This is a genomic window from Pseudomonas sp. A-R-19 (assembly GCF_019956575.1).
Classification (GTDB): Bacteria; Pseudomonadota; Gammaproteobacteria; order Pseudomonadales; family Pseudomonadaceae; genus Aquipseudomonas.
On record NZ_JAHBDR010000035.1, the window covers coordinates 1 to 19,760 of the forward strand.

Annotated in this window: 16 protein-coding genes; 2 read left to right on the forward strand and 14 right to left on the reverse strand. The window is 60.7% G+C overall.

Features of this window, described 5'->3' with window-relative positions:
* Positions 1-82: 82 nt before the first annotated feature.
* The 12 genes from KGA88_RS04665 to arcD (KGA88_RS04720) form a co-directional block, all read right to left on the reverse strand.
* Entirely contained in the window at positions 83-571 is a 489-nt protein-coding gene (locus KGA88_RS04665; protein WP_223589263.1) for an RDD family protein, read from the reverse strand.
* A gap of 95 nt (positions 572-666) precedes the next feature.
* Positions 667-879, reverse strand: a complete 213-nt coding sequence (locus tag KGA88_RS04670) for a cold-shock protein (RefSeq protein ID WP_007977299.1) — start codon at positions 877-879, stop codon at positions 667-669.
* Between the two features lie 400 nt (positions 880-1,279).
* On the reverse strand, positions 1,280-2,404 hold the full coding sequence (gcvT, locus tag KGA88_RS04675) for a glycine cleavage system aminomethyltransferase GcvT (protein ID WP_223589265.1): 1,125 nt from the start codon (positions 2,402-2,404) through the stop codon (positions 1,280-1,282).
* A 36-nt stretch (positions 2,405-2,440) separates the two neighbouring features.
* On the reverse strand, positions 2,441-3,817 hold the full coding sequence (locus KGA88_RS04680) for an L-serine ammonia-lyase (protein WP_223589268.1): 1,377 nt from the start codon (positions 3,815-3,817) through the stop codon (positions 2,441-2,443).
* A 206-nt stretch (positions 3,818-4,023) separates the two neighbouring features.
* Positions 4,024-6,876 (reverse strand): aminomethyl-transferring glycine dehydrogenase, encoded by a 2,853-nt coding sequence (gene gcvP / locus KGA88_RS04685; protein ID WP_110661226.1) that lies wholly within the window; start codon positions 6,874-6,876, stop codon positions 4,024-4,026.
* Between the two features lie 11 nt (positions 6,877-6,887).
* Positions 6,888-7,271, reverse strand: coding sequence for a glycine cleavage system protein GcvH (gene gcvH, locus KGA88_RS04690; RefSeq protein ID WP_008047373.1), 384 nt, complete (start codon positions 7,269-7,271; stop codon positions 6,888-6,890).
* A 429-nt stretch (positions 7,272-7,700) separates the two neighbouring features.
* A complete protein-coding gene (locus KGA88_RS04695; protein WP_223589271.1) occupies positions 7,701-9,209 on the reverse strand; it encodes a sigma-54-dependent transcriptional regulator in 1,509 nt (502 codons plus the stop codon).
* A gap of 187 nt (positions 9,210-9,396) precedes the next feature.
* Entirely contained in the window at positions 9,397-9,759 is a 363-nt protein-coding gene (locus KGA88_RS04700; protein WP_223589273.1) for a DUF5064 family protein, read from the reverse strand.
* Positions 9,760-9,771: 12 nt separating this feature from the next.
* Entirely contained in the window at positions 9,772-10,701 is a 930-nt protein-coding gene (arcC, locus tag KGA88_RS04705; protein WP_223589275.1) for a carbamate kinase, read from the reverse strand.
* A 184-nt stretch (positions 10,702-10,885) separates the two neighbouring features.
* The gene (locus KGA88_RS04710) at positions 10,886-11,896 is read right to left on the reverse strand and encodes an ornithine carbamoyltransferase (protein WP_110662651.1); all 1,011 of its coding nucleotides are present in this window, start codon (positions 11,894-11,896) and stop codon (positions 10,886-10,888) included.
* A gap of 24 nt (positions 11,897-11,920) precedes the next feature.
* Entirely contained in the window at positions 11,921-13,177 is a 1,257-nt protein-coding gene (gene arcA / locus KGA88_RS04715; RefSeq protein ID WP_110662650.1) for an arginine deiminase, read from the reverse strand.
* A gap of 31 nt (positions 13,178-13,208) precedes the next feature.
* Entirely contained in the window at positions 13,209-14,636 is a 1,428-nt protein-coding gene (gene arcD / locus KGA88_RS04720) for an arginine-ornithine antiporter (RefSeq protein ID WP_223589277.1), read from the reverse strand.
* A 438-nt stretch (positions 14,637-15,074) separates the two neighbouring features.
* Here arcD (KGA88_RS04720) and arcD (KGA88_RS04725) point away from each other — a divergent pair, with 438 nt between their 5' ends.
* Complete coding sequence (gene arcD / locus KGA88_RS04725; RefSeq protein WP_223589422.1) at positions 15,075-16,502, forward strand: arginine-ornithine antiporter; 1,428 nt, start codon at positions 15,075-15,077, stop codon at positions 16,500-16,502.
* Positions 16,499-17,362 carry a DNA-3-methyladenine glycosylase family protein gene (locus KGA88_RS04730; protein WP_223589279.1) on the forward strand — a complete coding sequence of 288 codons (864 nt, stop codon included), beginning with the start codon at positions 16,499-16,501 and terminating at the stop codon, positions 17,360-17,362. The genes arcD (KGA88_RS04725) and KGA88_RS04730 overlap by 4 nt, the downstream gene beginning before the upstream one ends.
* 112 nt (positions 17,363-17,474) lie before the next feature.
* On the opposite strand, the gene KGA88_RS04735 is transcribed toward KGA88_RS04730, so the two are convergent.
* On the reverse strand, positions 17,475-18,824 hold the full coding sequence (locus tag KGA88_RS04735) for a CoA transferase (protein ID WP_223589281.1): 1,350 nt from the start codon (positions 18,822-18,824) through the stop codon (positions 17,475-17,477).
* A 156-nt stretch (positions 18,825-18,980) separates the two neighbouring features.
* Positions 18,981-19,736 carry a methyl-accepting chemotaxis protein gene (locus KGA88_RS31700; RefSeq protein ID WP_411740833.1) on the reverse strand — a complete coding sequence of 252 codons (756 nt, stop codon included), beginning with the start codon at positions 19,734-19,736 and terminating at the stop codon, positions 18,981-18,983.
* Positions 19,737-19,760 lie beyond the last annotated feature (24 nt).

Sequence of the window (19,760 nt, forward strand, 5' to 3'; positions counted from 1 at the left end):
GTGTTTCAGTCGACATCGAGGTTGACTGACACACCCTCTTCGCGAGCAAGCCCGCTCCCACATTGGTTTGTGTGTTCCGGGATTACTTGGTCTTTTTCGGAATCCGCACCAGCCGGGTGTTGGAATACATGTCATGCCAGCTGCGATTCTGCTTGTCGAACTGCGACCAGAAGAATCCCAGGCCAACGCAAAGCAGTGAGGCAATCGACACCACAAAGCGCAGCAGCGCCTGCCACAGGCTGATGGACGAGCCATCGGCATTCTGCACGCGGATACACCAGACCTGCATGCCCAGGGTCTGGCCGGACCAGGTCCAGAATTTGGCGAAGAAGCCGAACAGTACGAACAACAGGACTGTGGAGAGCAGGGGATCACCGTCCAGCGCACCGGCTTCAGTCAGGGTGCGCATCCGCTCTTCGCCGATGATCGCCATCTGGATCATCTTGTAAATGCCGCTGGTGACGATCAACAGGGCGGTGCACAGCAGAAAGTCATAGAACATGGCTGCCAGGCGACGACCCAGGCCAGCGGCAGGAAAGTCGCCCTGGGGAGTAAGCAGGTGTTTCGACATGGCAGGCTCTCGGCGAAAAAAGAAGCCATTTTACGGATTTACGCGCACAAAAAAGCCCCCGATGTCAGCATCAGGGGCTTTTTCGTTACAGAAGATTAGGCTTCTGCTTGTACTTCGTCAGCCTGCATGCCTTTCTGGCCTTGCACGGCGATGAAAGTCACTTTCTGGCCTTCTTTCAGGCTCTTGAAGCCGTTGCCCTGGATGGCGCGGAAATGCACGAACAGATCCGGACCGCTTTCAGGAGTGATAAAACCAAAACCTTTCTCGTCGTTAAACCACTTGACGGTACCGCTCTGACGTTGGGACATTTCTTATTTCCTTTGACGCAAAAATTAATGACAGTCTCCTTCTCATGAAAGAGTACTGGGGCTGGTTGCAGGAGAGTAAGAAGACGTCGAACGGGATGTAGCTAACTTGTAGGCTACTGCCCAGGTCACGATTCCAAGCGACCCATGCAAACACAGTGAACAAACTCTACGCCAACTATGGGAGAAAAAACAAGCCCCGCGAAGGCCCCGTATTTACTCAGGTTGATGGCAAAGTCAGTCCACTAGTGGCCTTATACGCTAACCTTGTTCAAATGTTTTCGATCGTTATAAGCAAAGTTCATAATCGAAGCTTAGAGCCAAACAATGCACTATTTTATGGCGGTTGCGTTACACATTAGTGCACAGTTAACGCAACCGCGTTACTTATAGAAACATTCAATCAGCCGCGATAGTAGCGTTGTGGAACAAATGGCATTTTGCTTACAAGCAAAGGCACCTTTTTCCCACGGACGATCGCCCAAACAGGTGTGTCCATCGCGATGTAAGCGCTGTCGACATAACCCATGGCCAGCGGCCCGCCCAGGGTCGGCCCGAAACCGCCGCTGCAGACGCTGCCGATGATGTCGCCGGCTTCGTTGACGATCTCGGCACCCTCGCGCACCGGTGTGCGTTCCTGCGGTAACAGGCCGACGCGCTTGCGGCTGACACCAGCCTGTTGGTGGGCGAATACGGTTTCGGCACCCGGGAAGCCGCCGGCACGTGCACCATCGGCGCGACGTGGCTTGGAGATGGCCCACAGCAGGCTTGCTTCGATCGGGCTGGTCTCGGTGTTCATGTCGTGGCCATACAGGCACAGACCCGCTTCCAGGCGCAGGGAGTCGCGGGCGCCAAGGCCGATGGCAGCTACTTCCGGTTCGGCCAGCAGGGCGCGAGCCAAGGCTTCGGCATTGGCGGCCGGCACGGAAATTTCGAAGCCGTCTTCACCGGTGTAGCCCGAACGGCTGACAAAACAGTCCACGCCCAGCAGTTTTACTCGAGCAAACTGCATGAAGGTCATCTTCGCAACTGTAGGTGCCAGACGCGCCAGTACAGTGACCGCCGCCGGGCCTTGCAGGGCGAGCAGGGCGCGCTCCTCGAACAGCGGCTCGATCGTGCACTGATCGCCGATGTGCTGGCGCAGGTGCGCCAGGTCCTGATCCTTGCAGGCGGCGTTGACCACCAGGAACAGTTCGTCGTTACCCAGGTTGGCGACCATCAGGTCGTCGAGGATGCCGCCCGTCGCGTTGGTGAACATCGCGTAACGCTGCATGCCCACCGGCAGGTCGATGATGTCCACCGGCACCAGGGTTTCCAGGGCCTTGGCGGCGTTGGCGCCGGTCAGGCGGATCTGGCCCATGTGCGAGACATCGAACAGACCGGCCTGGTCGCGGGTGTGCTGGTGTTCTTTCATCACGCCCAACGGGTATTGCACCGGCATGTCGTAGCCGGCAAACGGCACCATGCGCGCGCCGAGTTCGATGTGCAGTGCGTGCAGCGGGGTTTTCAACAGTTGTTCGGTGGACATATTCAGCTCCTGGAGAAGGGTGCAGATGAGCGCGCATCAGCACTCGATAATGTTGACCGCCAAACCGCCACGGGCGGTTTCCTTGTATTTGCTTTTCATGTCGGCGCCGGTCTGGCGCATGGTGCGGATGACCTTGTCGAGGGAGACGAAGTGTTGCCCGTCGCCGCGCATGGCCATGCGCACGGCATTGATGGCCTTGACCGAGCCCATGGCGTTGCGCTCGATGCATGGCACTTGCACCAGCCCGCCAATCGGGTCGCAGGTCAGCCCGAGGTTGTGTTCCATGCCGATTTCCGCGGCGTTCTCCACTTGTTGCACGGTGCCGCCAAGCACTTCGCACAGGGCGCCGGCGGCCATCGAGCAGGCGACGCCGACTTCACCCTGGCAGCCGACTTCGGCACCGGAGATCGAGGCGTTTTCCTTGTACAGAATGCCGATGGCTGCGGCAGTGAGCAGGAATCGCACCACGCCGTCGTCATTGGAACCCGGGATAAAACGCATGTAGTAGTGCAACACCGCTGGAATGATCCCCGCTGCACCATTGGTGGGGGCCGTTACGACGCGCCCGCCGTTGGCGTTCTCCTCGTTGACCGCCAGTGCGTAGAGGTTGACCCAGTCGAGCACCGACAGCGGGTCGCGCAAAGACGATTCCGGGTTCTTGCACAATTGCCGATGCAGCGCGGCAGCCCGGCGCTTGACCTTCAGCCCGCCAGGCAGGATGCCTTCGTTGCGGCAACCGGCGTCGACGCAGTCCTGCATCACTTGCCAGATGTTCAGCAGGCCGGCGCGGGTTTCCGCTTCCGGGCGCCAGGCGCTTTCGTTGGTCAGCATCACCTGGCTGATCGACAGCCCGTATTTGACGCAATGACCGAGAAGATCCTTGGCGCTTTTGAACGGAAAGGTCAGGGGCGTGGCGTCTTCGACGATGCGGTCGGCGCCGGCGGCGTCTTCATCGACTACGAAACCGCCGCCGACCGAGTAGTACTCGCGGCTGCGGATTTGCAGGCCTGCGGCATCGAAGGCGCGAAAAATCATGCCGTTGGGGTGATAGGCCAACGGTTTGCGAATCATCGCCAGGTGTTCTTTCTCGTTGAACGCAATGCTGTGTTCGCCGAGCAGGTTCAAGCGCCCGTTGCCGCGGATTTCTTGCAGGCGCGCAGCGACGGTTTCGGTGTCCACGGTGTCCGGGTGTTCGCCTTCCAGGCCCAGCAGTACGGCCTTGTCGCTGCCGTGGCCTTTGCCGGTGGCACCGAGGGAGCCATACAGCTCGACTCTGACGCTGGTGGTTGCCGACAGCAGCGCTTCACGGCGCAGGCCTTCGACGAAACGCGCAGCGGCACGCATCGGGCCAACGGTGTGGGAGCTGGAGGGGCCGATGCCAATCTTGAACAGGTCGAACACGCTTAACGACATGGTGGTTCTCCGGTTTCTTGTTATTTGATATCGACGCAGATCTTGTGGGGAGACTGGACCCTGTGGGAGCGGGCTTGCTCGCGAAGGCGGCGTAACAGGCAGCGCATCTGGTGCCAGACACACCGCCTTCGCGAGCAAGCCCGCTTCCACAAGGGGAATGCGGTGTTCTTGAGATTGGGGGCGGATGAATCCGCCCCTTCATTCGTTTAAGCGTAGCTTTCGATCGACGGGCAGGCGCAGACCAGGTTGCGGTCGCCGAACACGTTGTCGACGCGACCGACCGGTGGCCAGTACTTGCCGTCGATCAGCGAGGCAACCGGGTAAACCGCTTGCTCACGGCTGTACGGGTGCGACCACTCGCCCACCAGCTCCTTGGCGGTGTGCGGAGCGTTTTTCAGCGGGTTGTCGTCCTTGTCCAGGGTGCCGTTTTCCACTGCGCGGATTTCTTCGCGGATGCGGATCATGGCGTCGCAGAAACGGTCCAGTTCTTCTTTGGATTCGCTTTCGGTCGGCTCGATCATCAAGGTGCCGGCTACCGGGAACGACATGGTCGGCGCGTGGAAGCCGAAGTCGATCAGGCGCTTGGCCACGTCATCGACGCTGATGCCGCTGCTGTCTTTCAGTGGGCGCAGGTCGAGGATGCACTCGTGTGCCACCAGGCCGTTGCTGCCGGTGTACAGCACTGGGTAGTGCTCTTCGAGGCGACGGGAAATGTAGTTGGCATTGAGGATTGCCAGCTGCGAAGCACGCTTGAGACCCGCGCCACCCATCATACGAATGTACATCCAGGTGATCGGCAGAATGCTCGCGCTGCCGAACGGTGCCGCGCACACGGCGCCTTCCTTGCGCTCCATCTGTGCGTGGCCCGGCAGGAACGGTGCCAGGTGCGATTTCACGCCGATCGGGCCGACGCCCGGGCCGCCACCGCCGTGCGGGATGCAGAAGGTCTTGTGCAGGTTCAGGTGCGAAACGTCGCCGCCGAACTTGCCCGGTGCGCACAGGCCGACCATGGCGTTCATGTTCGCGCCGTCGATGTACACCTGGCCGCCGTTGTCATGGATGATGCCGCAGATTTCGCGGATGCCTTCTTCGAACACACCGTGGGTCGACGGGTAGGTGATCATCAGCGCAGCGAGGTGTTCGCGGTGCTCGATGGCCTTGGCGCGCAGGTCTTCGATGTCGACGTTGCCGCGGGCATCGCAAGCGGTCACGACCACGCGCATGCCAGCCATTTGGGCGGTGGCCGGGTTGGTGCCGTGGGCCGAAGACGGGATCAGGCAGATGTCGCGACGATCTTCGCCACGGCTCTGGTGGTAGGCGCGGATCGCCAGCAGACCGGCGTATTCACCCTGGGAGCCGGCGTTCGGTTGCAGCGAAACCGAGTCATAACCGGTGGCCGCGCAGAGCATGGCTTCCAGTTCGTCGGTCAATTGCTGATAGCCGGCGCTTTGCTCGGCCGGGGCGAACGGGTGCAGGGCGCCGAACTCGGCCCAGGTCACCGGGATCATTTCGCTGGCGGCGTTGAGTTTCATGGTGCACGAACCCAGCGGGATCATGGTGCGGTCCAGCGCCAGGTCCTTGTCCGCCAGTTTGCGCAGGTAGCGCATCAACTCGGTTTCAGAGTGATAGCGGTTGAACACCGGGTGGCTGAGGATCGGCGACTGGCGCACCAGCGCGGCCGGGATGGCGCTCTGCACCGAGGCAGCGAGGGCGGCGAAGTCCGGCAGGGCCTTGCCGTCGGACAGCAGGCTCCACAGGGCTTCAACGTCGGCCTGAGTAGTGGTTTCGTCCAGGGACAGGCCCAGGCGTTCGCCGTCGACCACGCGCAGGTTGATGCGCTGGGCGTGCGCCTTGTCGTGCAGCGCGGCAGTTTGCGCGCCGGTCTTCACGGTCAGGGTGTCGAAGAAGCTCGCTTGCTCGACGTTCAGGCCCAATGCGCTCAAGCCTTTGGCCAGGATTGCAGTCAGGTGGTGTACGCGATTGGCGATCTGCGTCAGGCCTTTTGGACCGTGGTACACGGCGTACATGCTGGCGATGTTGGCCAGCAGCACTTGCGCGGTGCAGATGTTCGAAGTGGCTTTCTCGCGACGGATGTGTTGTTCGCGTGTCTGCATGGCCAGGCGCAGGGCCGGGTTGCCGAAACGGTCCACGGAAACACCGACCAGGCGGCCCGGCATGTCACGCTTGAACGCATCCTTGGTGGAGAAGTAAGCCGCGTGCGGGCCACCGAAGCCCAGCGGCACGCCGAAGCGCTGTGCGCTGCCGATGGCCACGTCGGCACCGAACTCGCCCGGTGCGGCCAGCACGGTCAGGGCCAGCAGGTCGGCAGCTACGGCGACCAGGGCGTTGGTGGCGTGGAAGCGTTCGGTCAGCTCGCGGTAATCGAACACGTCACCGTTGCTCGCCGGGTACTGCAGCAGCGCGCCGAAGAACGGCGTCACGTCGGTCAGTTCGAGTTCGTCGCCAACCACTACGTCGATGCCCAGAGGCTCGGCACGGGTGCGCAGTACGTCGAGGGTCTGCGGGTGGCAATGCACGGAAGCGAAGAATTGGTGGCTGCCCTTGTTCTTGCTCAGGCGTTTGCAGAAGGTCATGGCTTCGGCGGCAGCGGTGGCTTCGTCGAGCAGGGAGGCGTTGGCAATCGGCAGGCCAGTGAGGTCGCTGATTAGGGTCTGGAAGTTCAGCAGCGCTTCGAGACGGCCCTGGGAGATTTCTGGCTGGTATGGGGTGTAGGCGGTGTACCAGGCCGGGTTTTCCAGGAGGTTGCGCAGGATCGGCGACGGCGTGTGGGTGCCGTAGTAACCCTGGCCGATGAAGGTCTTGAACAGCTGGTTTTTAGTCGCGATGGACTTGATCAAGGCCAGGGCATCGGCTTCGCTCAGGCCGTCTTCCAGGCCGAGCACGCTGGTGCCCTTGATGCTATCGGGAATCACGCTGGCGCTCAGGGCTTCCAGGGAATCGAAGCCGAGGCTGTTGAGCATGGCTTGCTCGTCACCGGCGCGCGGGCCGATGTGACGGGCGATGAATTCGTTGGCGGTGGTCAGGTTGACTTGAGTCATGTCAGTGCTCCTCAGGCTTCGGCTTGGGCTTTGATCAGGCGGTCGTAGGCGTCCTGATCCAGCAGTTGAGCGACAGCCGAGGCGTCGCTTGGCTGGAAGCGGAAGAACCAGCCTTCGCCCAGCGGATCTTCGTTGACCAGTTCAGGGCTGCTGTCGAGCGCCGGGTTCACTTCCAGCACTTCACCATCCAGCGGCATGTACACGCCGCTGGCAGCCTTTACCGATTCCACGGTGGCGGCTTCGGCGCCCTTGTCGTAGGACTGCAGCTCAGGCAGTTGAACGAAAACCACGTCGCCCAGGGCGTTCTGTGCGAAAGCGGTGATGCCGACCGTGACGCTGCCGTCAGCTTCGGTGCGCAGCCATTCGTGATCTTCAGTAAAACGCAACTCGCTCATGGAAACTCCTAAGGGGGCCAGACTCGTCTGGTGGACGCGATTGAATGCTTGGGCGATGCCCTGGTTATGCAGGTGTACATAGCAAGAACGCGGCCAACCTTGGTTTTCTCTTTGTTTATCAATGATTTAGGTGGTTTTGACAAAGCCTGAAATTCATTCGCTGTAGCGAAATCGATACGTCATATGTCAGGGATAAAAGCCGAGGTGGATCAAAGCCTTGCACAGCCGTGATCGGAGGGGTGTGTAGCGATATCGTTCCGCTGTAGCGCTTTCAGTACAGGTGGAGGTCGTTTTTAGAGAGAGTACTCGGCCAGACACAAAACCTGTGGGAGCGGGCTTGCTCGCGAAGACGGAGTGTCAGTCGACATCATTGTTGTCTGATACACCGCATTCGCGAGCAAGCCCGCTCCCACATTGACCTAGTGTGGCTCAGGCCTTGCCGGGAATCCCGTACTTGCGCAACCGATGGGCAATCGCGGTGTGGGAGGTTTGCAGGCGGGTCGCGAGTTGCCGGGTCGAGGGATAGCTGATGTAGAGTTTTTCCAGCAGGGTTTTCTCGAATTCATCCATGGCCTGTTCCAGGCTGTCGACGTCATGGTCGCTCTGGCGGGCCACCGAGGTGCCGGCGATATCGAGGTCGCCAATGTCCACCAGGCTGCTTTCGCAAATCGCCGCGGCGCGGAAGATCACGTTCTGCAATTGCCGCACGTTGCCCGGCCAGCGGTTGCCCAGCAGCGCCGGGTAAGTGCCCGGCGCCAGGCGACAGATCGGGCGCTGGATCTGCGCGCAGGCCTGCTGCATGAAGTAGCGGGCCAGCAGCAGAATGTCCTGGCCGCGCTCGCGCAGCGGCGGCACTTCAATGTTGAGCACGTTGAGGCGATAGAACAGGTCTTCGCGGAACAGGCCTTCGCTGACCATTTTTTCCAGGTCGCGGTGGGTCGCGCTGAGGATCCGCACGTTGACCTTGACCTCACGATCACCGCCAACCCGACGAAAACTGCCGTCGTTGAGGAAGCGCAGCAATTTGGCCTGCAGGTACGGCGACATCTCGCCGATTTCATCGAGAAACACCGTGCCCTGGTTGGCCAGTTCCATCAGCCCCGGTTTGCCACCTCGTTGTGCGCCGGTGAAGGCGCCGGGGGCGTAGCCGAACAGTTCACTTTCGGCGAGGTTCTCCGGCAATGCCGCACAGTTCAATGCCAGGAACGGTGAACTGTGCCGGGCGCTGATGGCATGGCAGGCACGGGCCACCAGTTCCTTGCCGGTGCCGGTTTCGCCCTGGATCAGCAGCGGTGCATCGAGGGCCGCCACCCGTTGGGCGCGGGCCTTTAGGGTGCGGATCACCGGCGACTCGCCGAGCAGTGCATCGAAACCTTCGGCGTGATCGTGATGCAACGCGGAAAGACGTTCACCGATGCGGTTCGGTTGATACAGGGTCAGCAGGGCGCCGGCGTCGGTGATCGGTGTAGCGTCGAGCAGGAAGGTCTGGCCGTTGACGGAGATTTCCCGCAGCGGCAGGCGGAAGCCGTGTTCGAGCAGGGCGTCGAGCAAGGCCGGGTCGGCAAACAGGTCGGCCACGCTTTCACCGGCCGGTTCACGGCCGTACAGGGCGATCAACGCCGGGTTGGCCAGCAGTACCTTGCCGTCGCTGTCCAGTGCCAGCACCGGGTCGGTCATGGCGGCAAGTAGCGCGTCGAGCTGCAAGTGCCGGCGCTGGCCGGGCAGGATGTCGACCACCGTCACCGCTTGCACGCCACGCACGCTGAACAGGGCATCACGCAGTTCCTCGAGGACTTGCGGGCTCAGGGTCGGGGCGTCGATGTAAACATTGGGCGGGACCATTTCCACCGCATCCAGGTTCAGATTGCGCCCGCCGAGCAGGGCCAGGACTTCCTGGGTGATACCGACGCGGTCGATGAAGCTGACGTGGATACGCATGGGGCGGTTTTGGGTTCTGCAGTGCGAAGGGTGGCAAGTATGCCTTGGTGAAGGGGTAGAGGTGAAATCCGCAGTCAGGTACAGCACCTGTAGGAGCCGGCTTGTTGGCGATTCGGACGGTGCGGTATGTCAGTAATACCGCGTTATCGTTCATCGCTGGCAAGCCAGCTCCAACAAGGGATAGGGGTTACTCGAAGTTCTCGAGATCTATCGGGTCGCCGGATTTCATATTCAGTTGCTGGCGGATGTCTTCAAACATCAGGTCGTAATGTTCGTGTGACGAGCCAATGGCGATTTTTTCCTTGGGAATGCCATATTTCTCGGCGATTTTCGTCACATTGCTGGCGAAGTTGTAGGCTTCCACCTTGGGCAGGAAGAAGGGCTCCTTCAGGTCCTTGCCCTGAATGCTGCCATGCATGGTGAACTGGATGCCTTTTTCCCCTGCGGGGTTCTTGCTGACTTCATAGTCGAGGTGAATGTTGTAGCTCACATCATCCTTGTTCAGCGCATGGCGCTCGATGTGTAAGTGACCTGGCTCAAACATTGCCATAAAGGGTTCTCCCTACAAGTAAGTAATGCCCGCTGTCGCCGTGCTGATGCGTGTACCGGCCTTGCCCTGAACGATAGCTTCAATGTCCGCGAGCGAACCGATCACCGCCACTTTTCCAGTATGGCGTGCGAATTCGCAGGCTGCCTGCACCTTCGGTCCCATGGAGCCGGCGGCGAAGCCGAGCTTTTCCATTTCGTCGGGGTGGGCCTGGGCGATGGCTTTCTGCGTGGGTTTGCCAAAGTCGATGAAGGCGGCTTTGACGTCGGTGGCGATCACCAGCAGATCGGCCTCAAGCTGTTCGGCCAGCAGCGCCGAGCACAGGTCCTTGTCGATGACCGCTTCGACGCCCTCGAGTTTGCCGGGCGAGGTATACATGGTCGGAATACCGCCGCCACCGGCGCAGATCACGATGCTGCTTTTTTCCAGCAGCCATTTGATCGGACGGATTTCGAAGATGCGCTTGGGTTTCGGGCTGGCAACCACGCGGCGGTATTTGTCGCCGTCCGGGGCGATTGCCCAGCCTTTTTCGGCGGCGAGCTTTTCCGCATCGGCCTTGCTGTAGACCGGGCCGATGGGTTTGGTCGGGTTCTTGAACGCCGGGTCATTGGCATCGACTTCGACTTGGGTCAGCAAGGTCGCGAAGGGCACTTCGAAGTCCAGCAGGTTGCCCAGTTCCTGTTCGATGATGTAGCCGATCATGCCTTCGGTTTCAGCGCCGAGCACGTCCAGCGGGTAAGGGGTGACGGAGGTGTAGGCCGCCGCTTGCAATGACAACAGGCCGACTTGAGGACCATTGCCGTGGGCGATGACCAGTTGGTTGCCAGGATGGATCTTGGCGATCTGTTCGGTGGCGATCCGGATGTTGGCGCGCTGGTTGTCAGCGGTCATCGGTTCGCCGCGGCGGAGCAGGGCGTTACCGCCAAGAGCTACGACGATGCGCATGGTGCAGTCCTTCTAAAAGAGAAGTCACAAACAACTCGATCTCCCGGTTGGAACCGGGCCAGTGTGGGAGCGGGCTTGCTCGAGACGGCGTGTCAGTCGACATCATTGTTTTCAGACACACCGCTTTCGCGAGCAAGCCCGCTCCCACATTGACCGCGTTGCGTCAGTGGGAGCGAGTCAGCCGTTAGAGATCCGCCAGCGTCGACACCAGAATCGCCTTGATCGTGTGCATGCGGTTTTCCGCTTGCTCGAAGGCGATACAGGCCGGCGACTCGAACACGTCATCGGTCACTTCGATGCCGTTCTTCAGGTGCGGGTACTGCTCGGCAATCTGCTTGCCGATCTTGGTGTCGCTGTTGTGGAACGCCGGCAGGCAGTGCATGAACTTGGTGCGCGGGTTGCCGGTGGCTTTCATCAGTTCGGCATTGACCTGATACGGCAGCAGTTGCTGGATGCGTTCGGCCCAGGCTTCGACCGGTTCGCCCATCGACACCCAGACGTCGGTGTGGATGAAGTCCACGCCCTTGACCGCCGCTTTCGGGTCTTCGGTGAGGGTGATGCGCGCGCCGCTTTCTTCGCCGTATTTTTTGCAGCGATCCACCAAATCGTCCGCTGGCCACAGGGCTTTTGGCGCGCAGATGCGCACGTCCATGCCGAGTTTGGCGCCGATCAGCAGCAGCGAGTTGCCCATGTTGTTACGGGCATCGCCGAGGTAGGCGTAGCTGATTTCGTGGATGGGTTTGTCGGCGTTTTCGCGCATGGTCAGCACGTCGGCGATCATTTGCGTCGGGTGGTATTCGTCGGTCAGGCCGTTGAACACCGGTACGCCGGCGAACTTGGCCAGTTCCTCGACGATTTCCTGCTTGAAGCCACGGTACTCGATGGCGTCATACATGCGCCCGAGCACCCGGGCAGTGTCCTTCATGCTTTCCTTGTGGCCGATCTGCGAGGAGTTCGGGTCGATGTAGGTGACGTTGGCGCCCTGGTCATAGGCGGCTACTTCGAAGGCGCAGCGGGTGCGGGTCGAGGTTTTTTCGAAGATCAGCGCGATGTTGTTGCCCTTCAGATGCTGCTGTTCGGTGCCGGTGTACTTGGCACGCTTGAGGTCGCGGGACAGGTCGAGCAGGTAGCGCAATTCGCGAGGGGTGTGGTGTTCCAGGCTCAGTAGATTGCGGTTATGGATATTGAACGCCATTTTGGATCTCCTAAGGTGAACAGGTTAGTAGTCAATCGGGTCGCGGATGATCGGGCAGGTCATGCAGTGGCCGCCGCCCCGTCCCCGGCCGAGTTCGCCGGCGCTGATGGTGATGACTTCCACGCCGGCCTTGCGCAGCAGGGTGTTGGTGTAGGTATTGCGGTCGTAGCCGATCACCACGCCCGGTTCCACGGCGACCACGTTGTTGCCGTCGTCCCATTGCTCGCGTTCGGCGGCGAAGCTGTTGCCGCCGGTTTCCACCACGCGCAACGCCTTGAGGTTCAGGGCCTGGGCGACGGTGTCGAGGAAATTGGTTTCTTCGCGACGGATATCGATGCCGCCCTCTTTGCTTTCATCGGGACGCAGGGTGAAGGCGACAATCTGGTTCACCACTTCCGGGAAGATCGTGACGAGGTCGCGATCGCAGAAGCTGAACACCGTGTCCAGGTGCATCGCCGCGCGGGATTTCGGCAGGCCGGCGACGATCACTTTCTCCACGGCTTTGTTCTTGAACAGGTTCACCGCCAGTTGCGCAATGGCCTGGCGCGACGAGCGTTCGCCCATGCCGATCAACACCACGCCGTTGCCAATCGGCATCACGTCACCGCCCTCAAGGGTGGCGTTGCCGTGGTCTTTGTCCGGGTCGCCGTACCAGATCTGGAAGTCGGCGTTGGTGAACTCGGGGTGGAATTTGTAGATGGCGGTGGTCAGCAGGGTTTCCTGACGGCGTGCCGGCCAGTACATCGGGTTGAGGGTGACGCCACCGTAGATCCAGCAGGTGGTATCGCGGGTGAACTGGGTGTTGGGCAGCGGCGGCAGGATGAAGCTGGAGTTGCCGAGGAAGTCGCGGAACATCTCGATGGCCTTGCCACCGAAACTGGTCGGCAGATCGTCGCCCGAGACACCGCCGATCAGGAACTCGGCGATCTTGCGCGGCTCCAGGCTACGCAGCCACGAGCCTGTTTCGTTGATCAGGCCCAGGCCCACCGAGTTGGCGGTGATCTTGCGTTCCAGAATCCAGTCCAGGGCTTCGGGAATGGCAACGATGTCGGTCAGCAAGTTGTGCATTTCCAGCACATCGATGTTGCGCTCGCGCATCTTGGTGACGAAGTCGAAATGGTCGCGTTTGGCCTGGGCCACCCACAGCACGTCATCGAACAGCAGTTCATCGCAGTTGTTCGGGGTCAGCCGCTGATGGGCCAGGCCTGGGGAGCAAACCATGACTTTGCGCAGTTTGCCGGCTTCGGAATGGACGCCGTACTTAACTTTTTCCTTGGTCATTACAGTGATCCTCCAGATGAAAACAGGGTTATTACAGGGTCAGGAAGCCGTCATAGAGACCGTAGGCCGCCACCACGGCGCCGACGACCACCGCAGCGAAAATCAGCTTCTCGACGTTGGTGAAAACCGGTTTGTTGATTTCCAGCTTGGCCTTGGCGAACAGGATCACGCCGGGGGCGTAGAGCAGGGCGGACAGCAGCAGGTACTTGGTGCCGCCGGCGTACAGCAGCCAGATCGCATAGATCAGGGCCACGGCGCCGATGATCAGATCCTTGCGCCGCTCGCCGGCCGCGCCTTCGTAGCTTTCGCCACGCACCGCCAACAGCAACGCATAAGCCGCCGACCACAGGTACGGCACCAGAATCATCGAGGTGGCGAGATAGATCAGCGACAGGTAAGTGCTGGCCGAGAACAGCGTGATGATCAGGAAAACCTGGACCATGGCGTTGGTCAGCCACAGGGCGTTGACCGGTACATGGTTGGCGTTTTCCTTGCGCAAAAACGCCGGCATGGTGTGGTCCTTGGCGGCGGCGAACATGATCTCCGCGCACAGCAGCACCCACGACAGCAACGCCCCCAGCAACGAGATGATCAAACCGATGCTGATCAGCACCGCGCCCCAGTGACCGACCACGTGTTCCAGCACGGCGGCCATTGACGGGTTCTGCAGTTTGGCCAGTTCCGGCTGGGTCATGATCCCCAGCGACAGGACGTTGACCAGGACTAAAAACAGCAGCACGGTGACAAAGCCGATCACGGTGGCTTTACCCACATCGCTGCGTTTTTCCGCCCGGGCCGAAAAGATGCTCGCGCCTTCGATACCAATGAACACCCACACGGTGACCAGCATCATTTTGCGTACCTGGTCCATCACGCTGCCCAGGTCCGGATTCTTCAGGCCCCAGATGTCAGCGGTGAAGATGTCCAGTTTGAAGGCGAACAACGCGATCAGCATGAACAGCAGCAACGGCACGATCTTGGCGACCGTGGTTACCAGGTTGATGAACGCTGCTTCCTTGATGCCTCGCAGTACGAGGAAATGTACGGCCCAGAGCAGCACCGAGGCACCGATCACCGCAGCAACTGTATTCCCCTCCCCAAATAGCGGGAAGAAGTAGCCGAGGGTGCTGAACAACAGTACGAAGTACCCCACGTTGCCCAGCCAGGCACTGATCCAGTACCCCCAGGCGGACGAGAAACCCATGTAGTCGCCGAAACCGGCCTTGGCGTAGGCGTAGACCCCGCCGTCCAGGTCGGGCTTGCGGTTAGCCAGGGTCTGGAACACGAATGCCAGGGTGAGCATGCCGACGGCGGTGATCGCCCAACCGATCATAATGGCGCCGACATCAGCACTGGCCGCCATGTTTTGTGGCAAGGAAAAGATCCCGCCACCAATCATCGAGCCGACGACTAACGCAACCAGCGCGCCGAGTTTTAGTTTTCCGGGAGCTTCAGACATTGCATGACTCCAATGCAGGAGAAGAGAGGCAACAGATTATTCTGTTGGCTATCCGATCAGCTGACTTAGATCACTAAATGAGAGCGTTCCCGGAATCTTGGCTGAGTGCCATCACTTATAAGTCTGCTGCCTGTAATGCCTGATCTAGAGGCCTTTTCTGGTTGCTCAAGAACTTTTCAGTATTTGTTTCGAATTATGACGCTAGTTGGTTTTTCAGAATCTGCAAATTTTATTCATGCATTTTTTGGACAAAATTGACTTATTAAATGAACGTATAAAACAAATGATTATATCGACGTTGCGATAGCCGATTTGTGCAAGTTAAAAGACGCTTGTTGGCGTTATCCAATAAACGTTATTACTCTTCAACAGTTTAGTTGACGCCCGATATGTGACGATCTCGCGGCAGTGCCGCCCCCGGAAAATGGAGTTGCAATGATGTCGCAATCGCCGAACAAGCTTCGCCTGAGCGCATTGATCGCATTGGTGGTGGGTTCGATGATCGGCGGCGGGATTTTTTCCCTGCCGCAAAACATGGCGGCCAGGGCCGATGCCGGGGCGATTCTGATCGGTTGGGCGATCACCGCCGTCGGCATGCTGACCCTGGCGTTCGTGTTCCAGACCCTGGCCAACCGCAAGCCGGAACTGAACTCCGGCGTGTACGCCTACGCCAAGGCCGGTTTCGGCGACTACATGGGGTTTTCATCCGCCTGGGGGTACTGGATCAGTGCCTGGCTGGGCAACGTCGGCTACTTCATTTTGCTGTTCAGTACCCTCGGCTATTTCTTTCCGGTCTTCGGCGAAGGCAACACGCCGATTGCCATCGCCTGCGCTTCGGTGCTGCTGTGGACCGTGCATTTTGTGGTGATGCGCGGGATCAAGGAGGCCGCGTTCATCAACCAGGTGACCACGGTCGCCAAGATCGTGCCGCTGATCATGTTCATCGTGATTGCCGCCGTGGCGTTCAAGGCAGACATCTTTACCCTCGATATCTGGGGGCGCAACAACCCGGAATTCGGCAGCGTGATGGATCAGGTCCGGCACATGATGCTGGTCACCGTGTTCGTGTTCATCGGCATCGAAGGCGCCAGTGTCTATTCGGCCCGGGCGGAGAAACGCTCCGACCTGGGCCGGGCGACGGTGATCGGGTTCGTTGGGGTATTGGCCCTGCTGGTGCTGGTGAACGTGCTGTCGCTGGGGATCATGTCTCAACCGGAACTGGCGAAATTGCAGAACCCCTCTTTGGCGGCGGTGCTGGAACACATCGTCGGTCCCTGGGGTGCGTTGCTGATCAGCGTCGGCCTGGCGATCTCGCTGTTGGGTGCGTTGTTGTCCTGGGCGCTGCTGTGCGCCGAAATCCTCTTTGCCACGGCGAAAGACAAGACCATGCCGGCCTTCTTGACCAGGGAGAACGCCAACCACGTGCCGGTCAATGCGATGTGGCTGACCAACTCGATGATCCAGTTGTTCTTGCTGATCACGCTGTTTTCCGCCGGCACCTACACCAGCCTGATTTATCTGGCCTCTTCGATGATTCTGGTGCCGTATCTGTGGTCGGCGGCCTATGCCGTGTTGTTGTGCGCGCGGGGTGACACTTATCAACAGGCGCCCGTCGAGCGCACCAAGGATCTGCTGATTGGTGGCATCGCCCTGGTCTACGCAGTGTGGTTGTTGTATGCCGGGGGCCTGAAATATCTGCTGCTGTCGGCGTTGCTGTATGCGCCCGGCGTGATCCTGTTTGCCAAGGCTCGCCATGAGCAGGGCATGCCATTGTTCACGGTTATCGAGAAGGGCATTTTCACCTGTGTCATCGGTGGCGCAGGGCTGGCGGCCTATGGCTTGTACAGCGGCTTGTTGAGCCTGTGAAGATGTTGCTGGCGTATCAACCACCCTATGATTGGCCGGCGATGTTGGGGTTCTTGTCGGCGCGGGCGATTACCGGGCTGGAAACCGTGGTCGACGGCGTGTATTCGCGCAGCATCGGTTTGAACGGCGCCTGCGGTACGTTCTCGATCCAGCCTGCCACCGCCGATGCCCTTGAGTTGAGCCTGGACTTTCCAGACCCGGGTGCCGTACCTGCAATCGTCGCAAGCGTGCGACGGATGTTTGATCTGGACGCCGAGCTGTCCACGATGCATCGGCACCTGGCGGTTGATCCGCTGTTGGCGCGGCTGATTGCCGAGCGCCCCGGGCTGCGTGTGCCGGGGGCGTGGGATGGCCTGGAACTGGCGATCCGCGCGGTGTTGGGGCAGCAGATTACGGTGGTGGCGGCGATCCGGTTGGCGGGCAAACTGGTCGCGCAGTACGGCACGCCCTTCCATTCAGGGCTGCCGGGGGTGACCCATGTGTTTCCCGAGGCCGGCGTTCTGGCGGGTGCGGATCTCGCCGCGTTGGGGATGCCGAAAAGCCGTGGCCGAACGTTGTCGGGTGTGGCTCAGGCGTTGCTTGATGATCCGCGATTGTTCGAGCCCGATCGGGACGGAGGCGTAGCGCGCTTGCTGGCCTTGCATGGGATTGGTGACTGGACGGCGCAGTACATTGCGCTGCGGCAGCTGCGGCAGATGGATGGGTTTCCCAATGGTGATGTGGGGCTGATCAATGCGTTGGTGGCGCTGGAAGGTGGGCCGGTGACAGCGAAGCAGCTTTTGGCACGAGCCGAAACCTGGCGGCCTTATCGGGGGTATGCGGCGCAGTTGTTGTGGACTTCGTTGAGTCGGGTGGACTGAGCTGATCCGGGTTTTGTGTTGCCTGTCCTGGGGTCTTCGCGAGCAAGCCTGCTCCCACAGGTGACCGCGATCAACTGTGGGAGCAGGCTTGCTCGCGAAGGCGATCCGGCCGTCACCACCACTGCGCGCGATGGGAACCCAATTCCGTTGCCGGTAGCGCCCACTGCATCGGCGTCCCGGTTATCTTCAACGGCGCGTGCAACCGATGCGCAGGCCCCCACGGCGTCTGTTCCACGATCAACCCCTGATCCTGCTCATCTTCCGCGCTTAATGCATCACTCGTCCCAGGCCCCTGCTCGATCAACAACTTCGCCGTGCGCGCCAACGACAATCGCGCCGAGCCCCCGGAACCGTCGCTCAACCTTTGCGCCAGCAACCGGATCGCACTGGCCGCCATCAAATATCCGGTGGCGTGATCGAGGGCCTGCACGGGCAGCGGTGTCGGTTTGTCGGCACCTTTGCAGAGCATACCGGCGTCGGCAATACCGCTACTCATCTGCACCAGGCTGTCGAAGCCCCGGCGGTTTTGCCAGGGGCCGCTCCAGCCGTAGGCATTGAGGCAAACATCAATCAGGCTCGGGTTCATGGACCGGCGCTCATTCACGCCGAAGCCAAGTCGCTCAAGGGCATCGGCACGATAGCCATGCAGCAGAATGTCGGCATCCCTGAGCAGACATTCGAATACGGCGCGGTCGGTCTTGTCGTACAGATCAAGGCGCGCGCAACGTTTTCCCAAGGTGACTTCCGGCACCACCCCGGGCTCGTTCCAGGTCGGCGGATCGATGCGCAAGACATCAGCACCCAGGCCTGCCAGAAAGCGACTGGCGATGGGGCCGGCGAGCACGCGGGTCAAATCCAGCACCTTGAGGCCGGCCAGTGGTCGAGCCACTGAACCTGTCCACACTTTGCGGCCCTGGCTTGGGTGGTTGGCGAACTGAATCAAGGATTCGGCATTCACTGCCTGGCCTTGAGGATGGACCTGCCATTGATCCCAAGTGCGCATCTCGGCGGCACAACCCCCGGCATCGACCACCGCTTGCTCCAGCTCGCTGTTCGCCCATTGCGCCACTTTGCCGGCCATCGCTGCGCGGTCGGCACAGGCGCCCAGCACGCTTTCGGCCGCGGCGCGGTGATGGGGCGCGTTGGTGTGCAGGCGAATCCAGCCATCGCGGGTGGCGTAGTCACCGGCCACCGGGTCCCACAGCGGTGGGACGCTCCAGCCTATCGGGCGAATCGAGGTCGCGAACCAGAATGATGCGAGGCGTCGGTCAACTTCAAGGTCGGGCAGGTGCCCGGTTTGCTGGTGCAGCAGTTCGCTGGCGGCCTGGCCGGCGGCAGCGATGCTGGCGCAGGCCAGATCCGTGACGGCAAACGCCGAGGGCAGGGCGCCGCTGGAGGTGAATGGAATCGGGGTGTGAGGCAAACCGAGTGCGGCTTGAATGGACGTGAGCAGATCAGTCATCGAAGGGCCCTCCGGAGCGAGAGCCCGATCATAGTTCAAAAAAATCGGGGCCAGATGAAATCCCTTTGTGGGAGCGGGCTTGCTCGCGAAGAGGCCGGCACATTCAACAACGATGTTGTCAGGCACACCGCATTCGCGAGCAAGCCCGCTCACATTTTAAACGCGGAACTGATCCATCAACTTCATCTGGTGGGTGGTCAGGGCGTTGAGCTGGCTGCTGATCTGCGCCGATTCGGTGGCCTGGCCGGTCAGGGTTTCGGTGACGGTGCGGATCGCCGAGACGTTGCGGTTGACCTCTTCGGCCACCGCGCTTTGCTGCTCGGCGGCGCTGGCGATTTGCAGGTTCATGTCGCTGATCACGGTGACCGCGTCGCTGATCTTGCCCAAGGCCTGGACCGCCTGCTGGATCTGCCCGGCGTTGCTGTGGGCCTGGGTCTGGCTTGAATGCATGGTGGCGACCACGCCACGGGTGCCGGACTGGATGCGTTCGATCACCAGGCGAATTTCTTCCACCGAGTCCTGGGTGCGCTTGGCCAGATTGCGCACTTCATCGGCGACCACCGCAAAGCCACGACCGCTTTCACCGGCGCGGGCCGCTTCGATCGCCGCGTTGAGGGCCAGCAGGTTGGTTTGTTCGGCGATGCTGCGGATCACCTCCAGCACCGAGCCGATCTGCTCGCTGTTGACCGCCAGGGCTTCGACTTCGGTCACGGCCTTGCTGACTTCGTCGGCCAGTTGATTGATGTCGCGGGTGCTGCGCTCGATGATCTGCATGCCATCGCGGGCCGACTGGTCGGCACCCTTGGCGGCATTGGCCGCGTTCGAGGCGCTGTTGGCGACATCGTGGGCGGTGGCGCTCATTTCGTTGGACGCGGTGGCGACCTGGTCGATTTCACGGAACTGCACCTGCATGCCTTCGCTGGTCTGGCGGGCGAT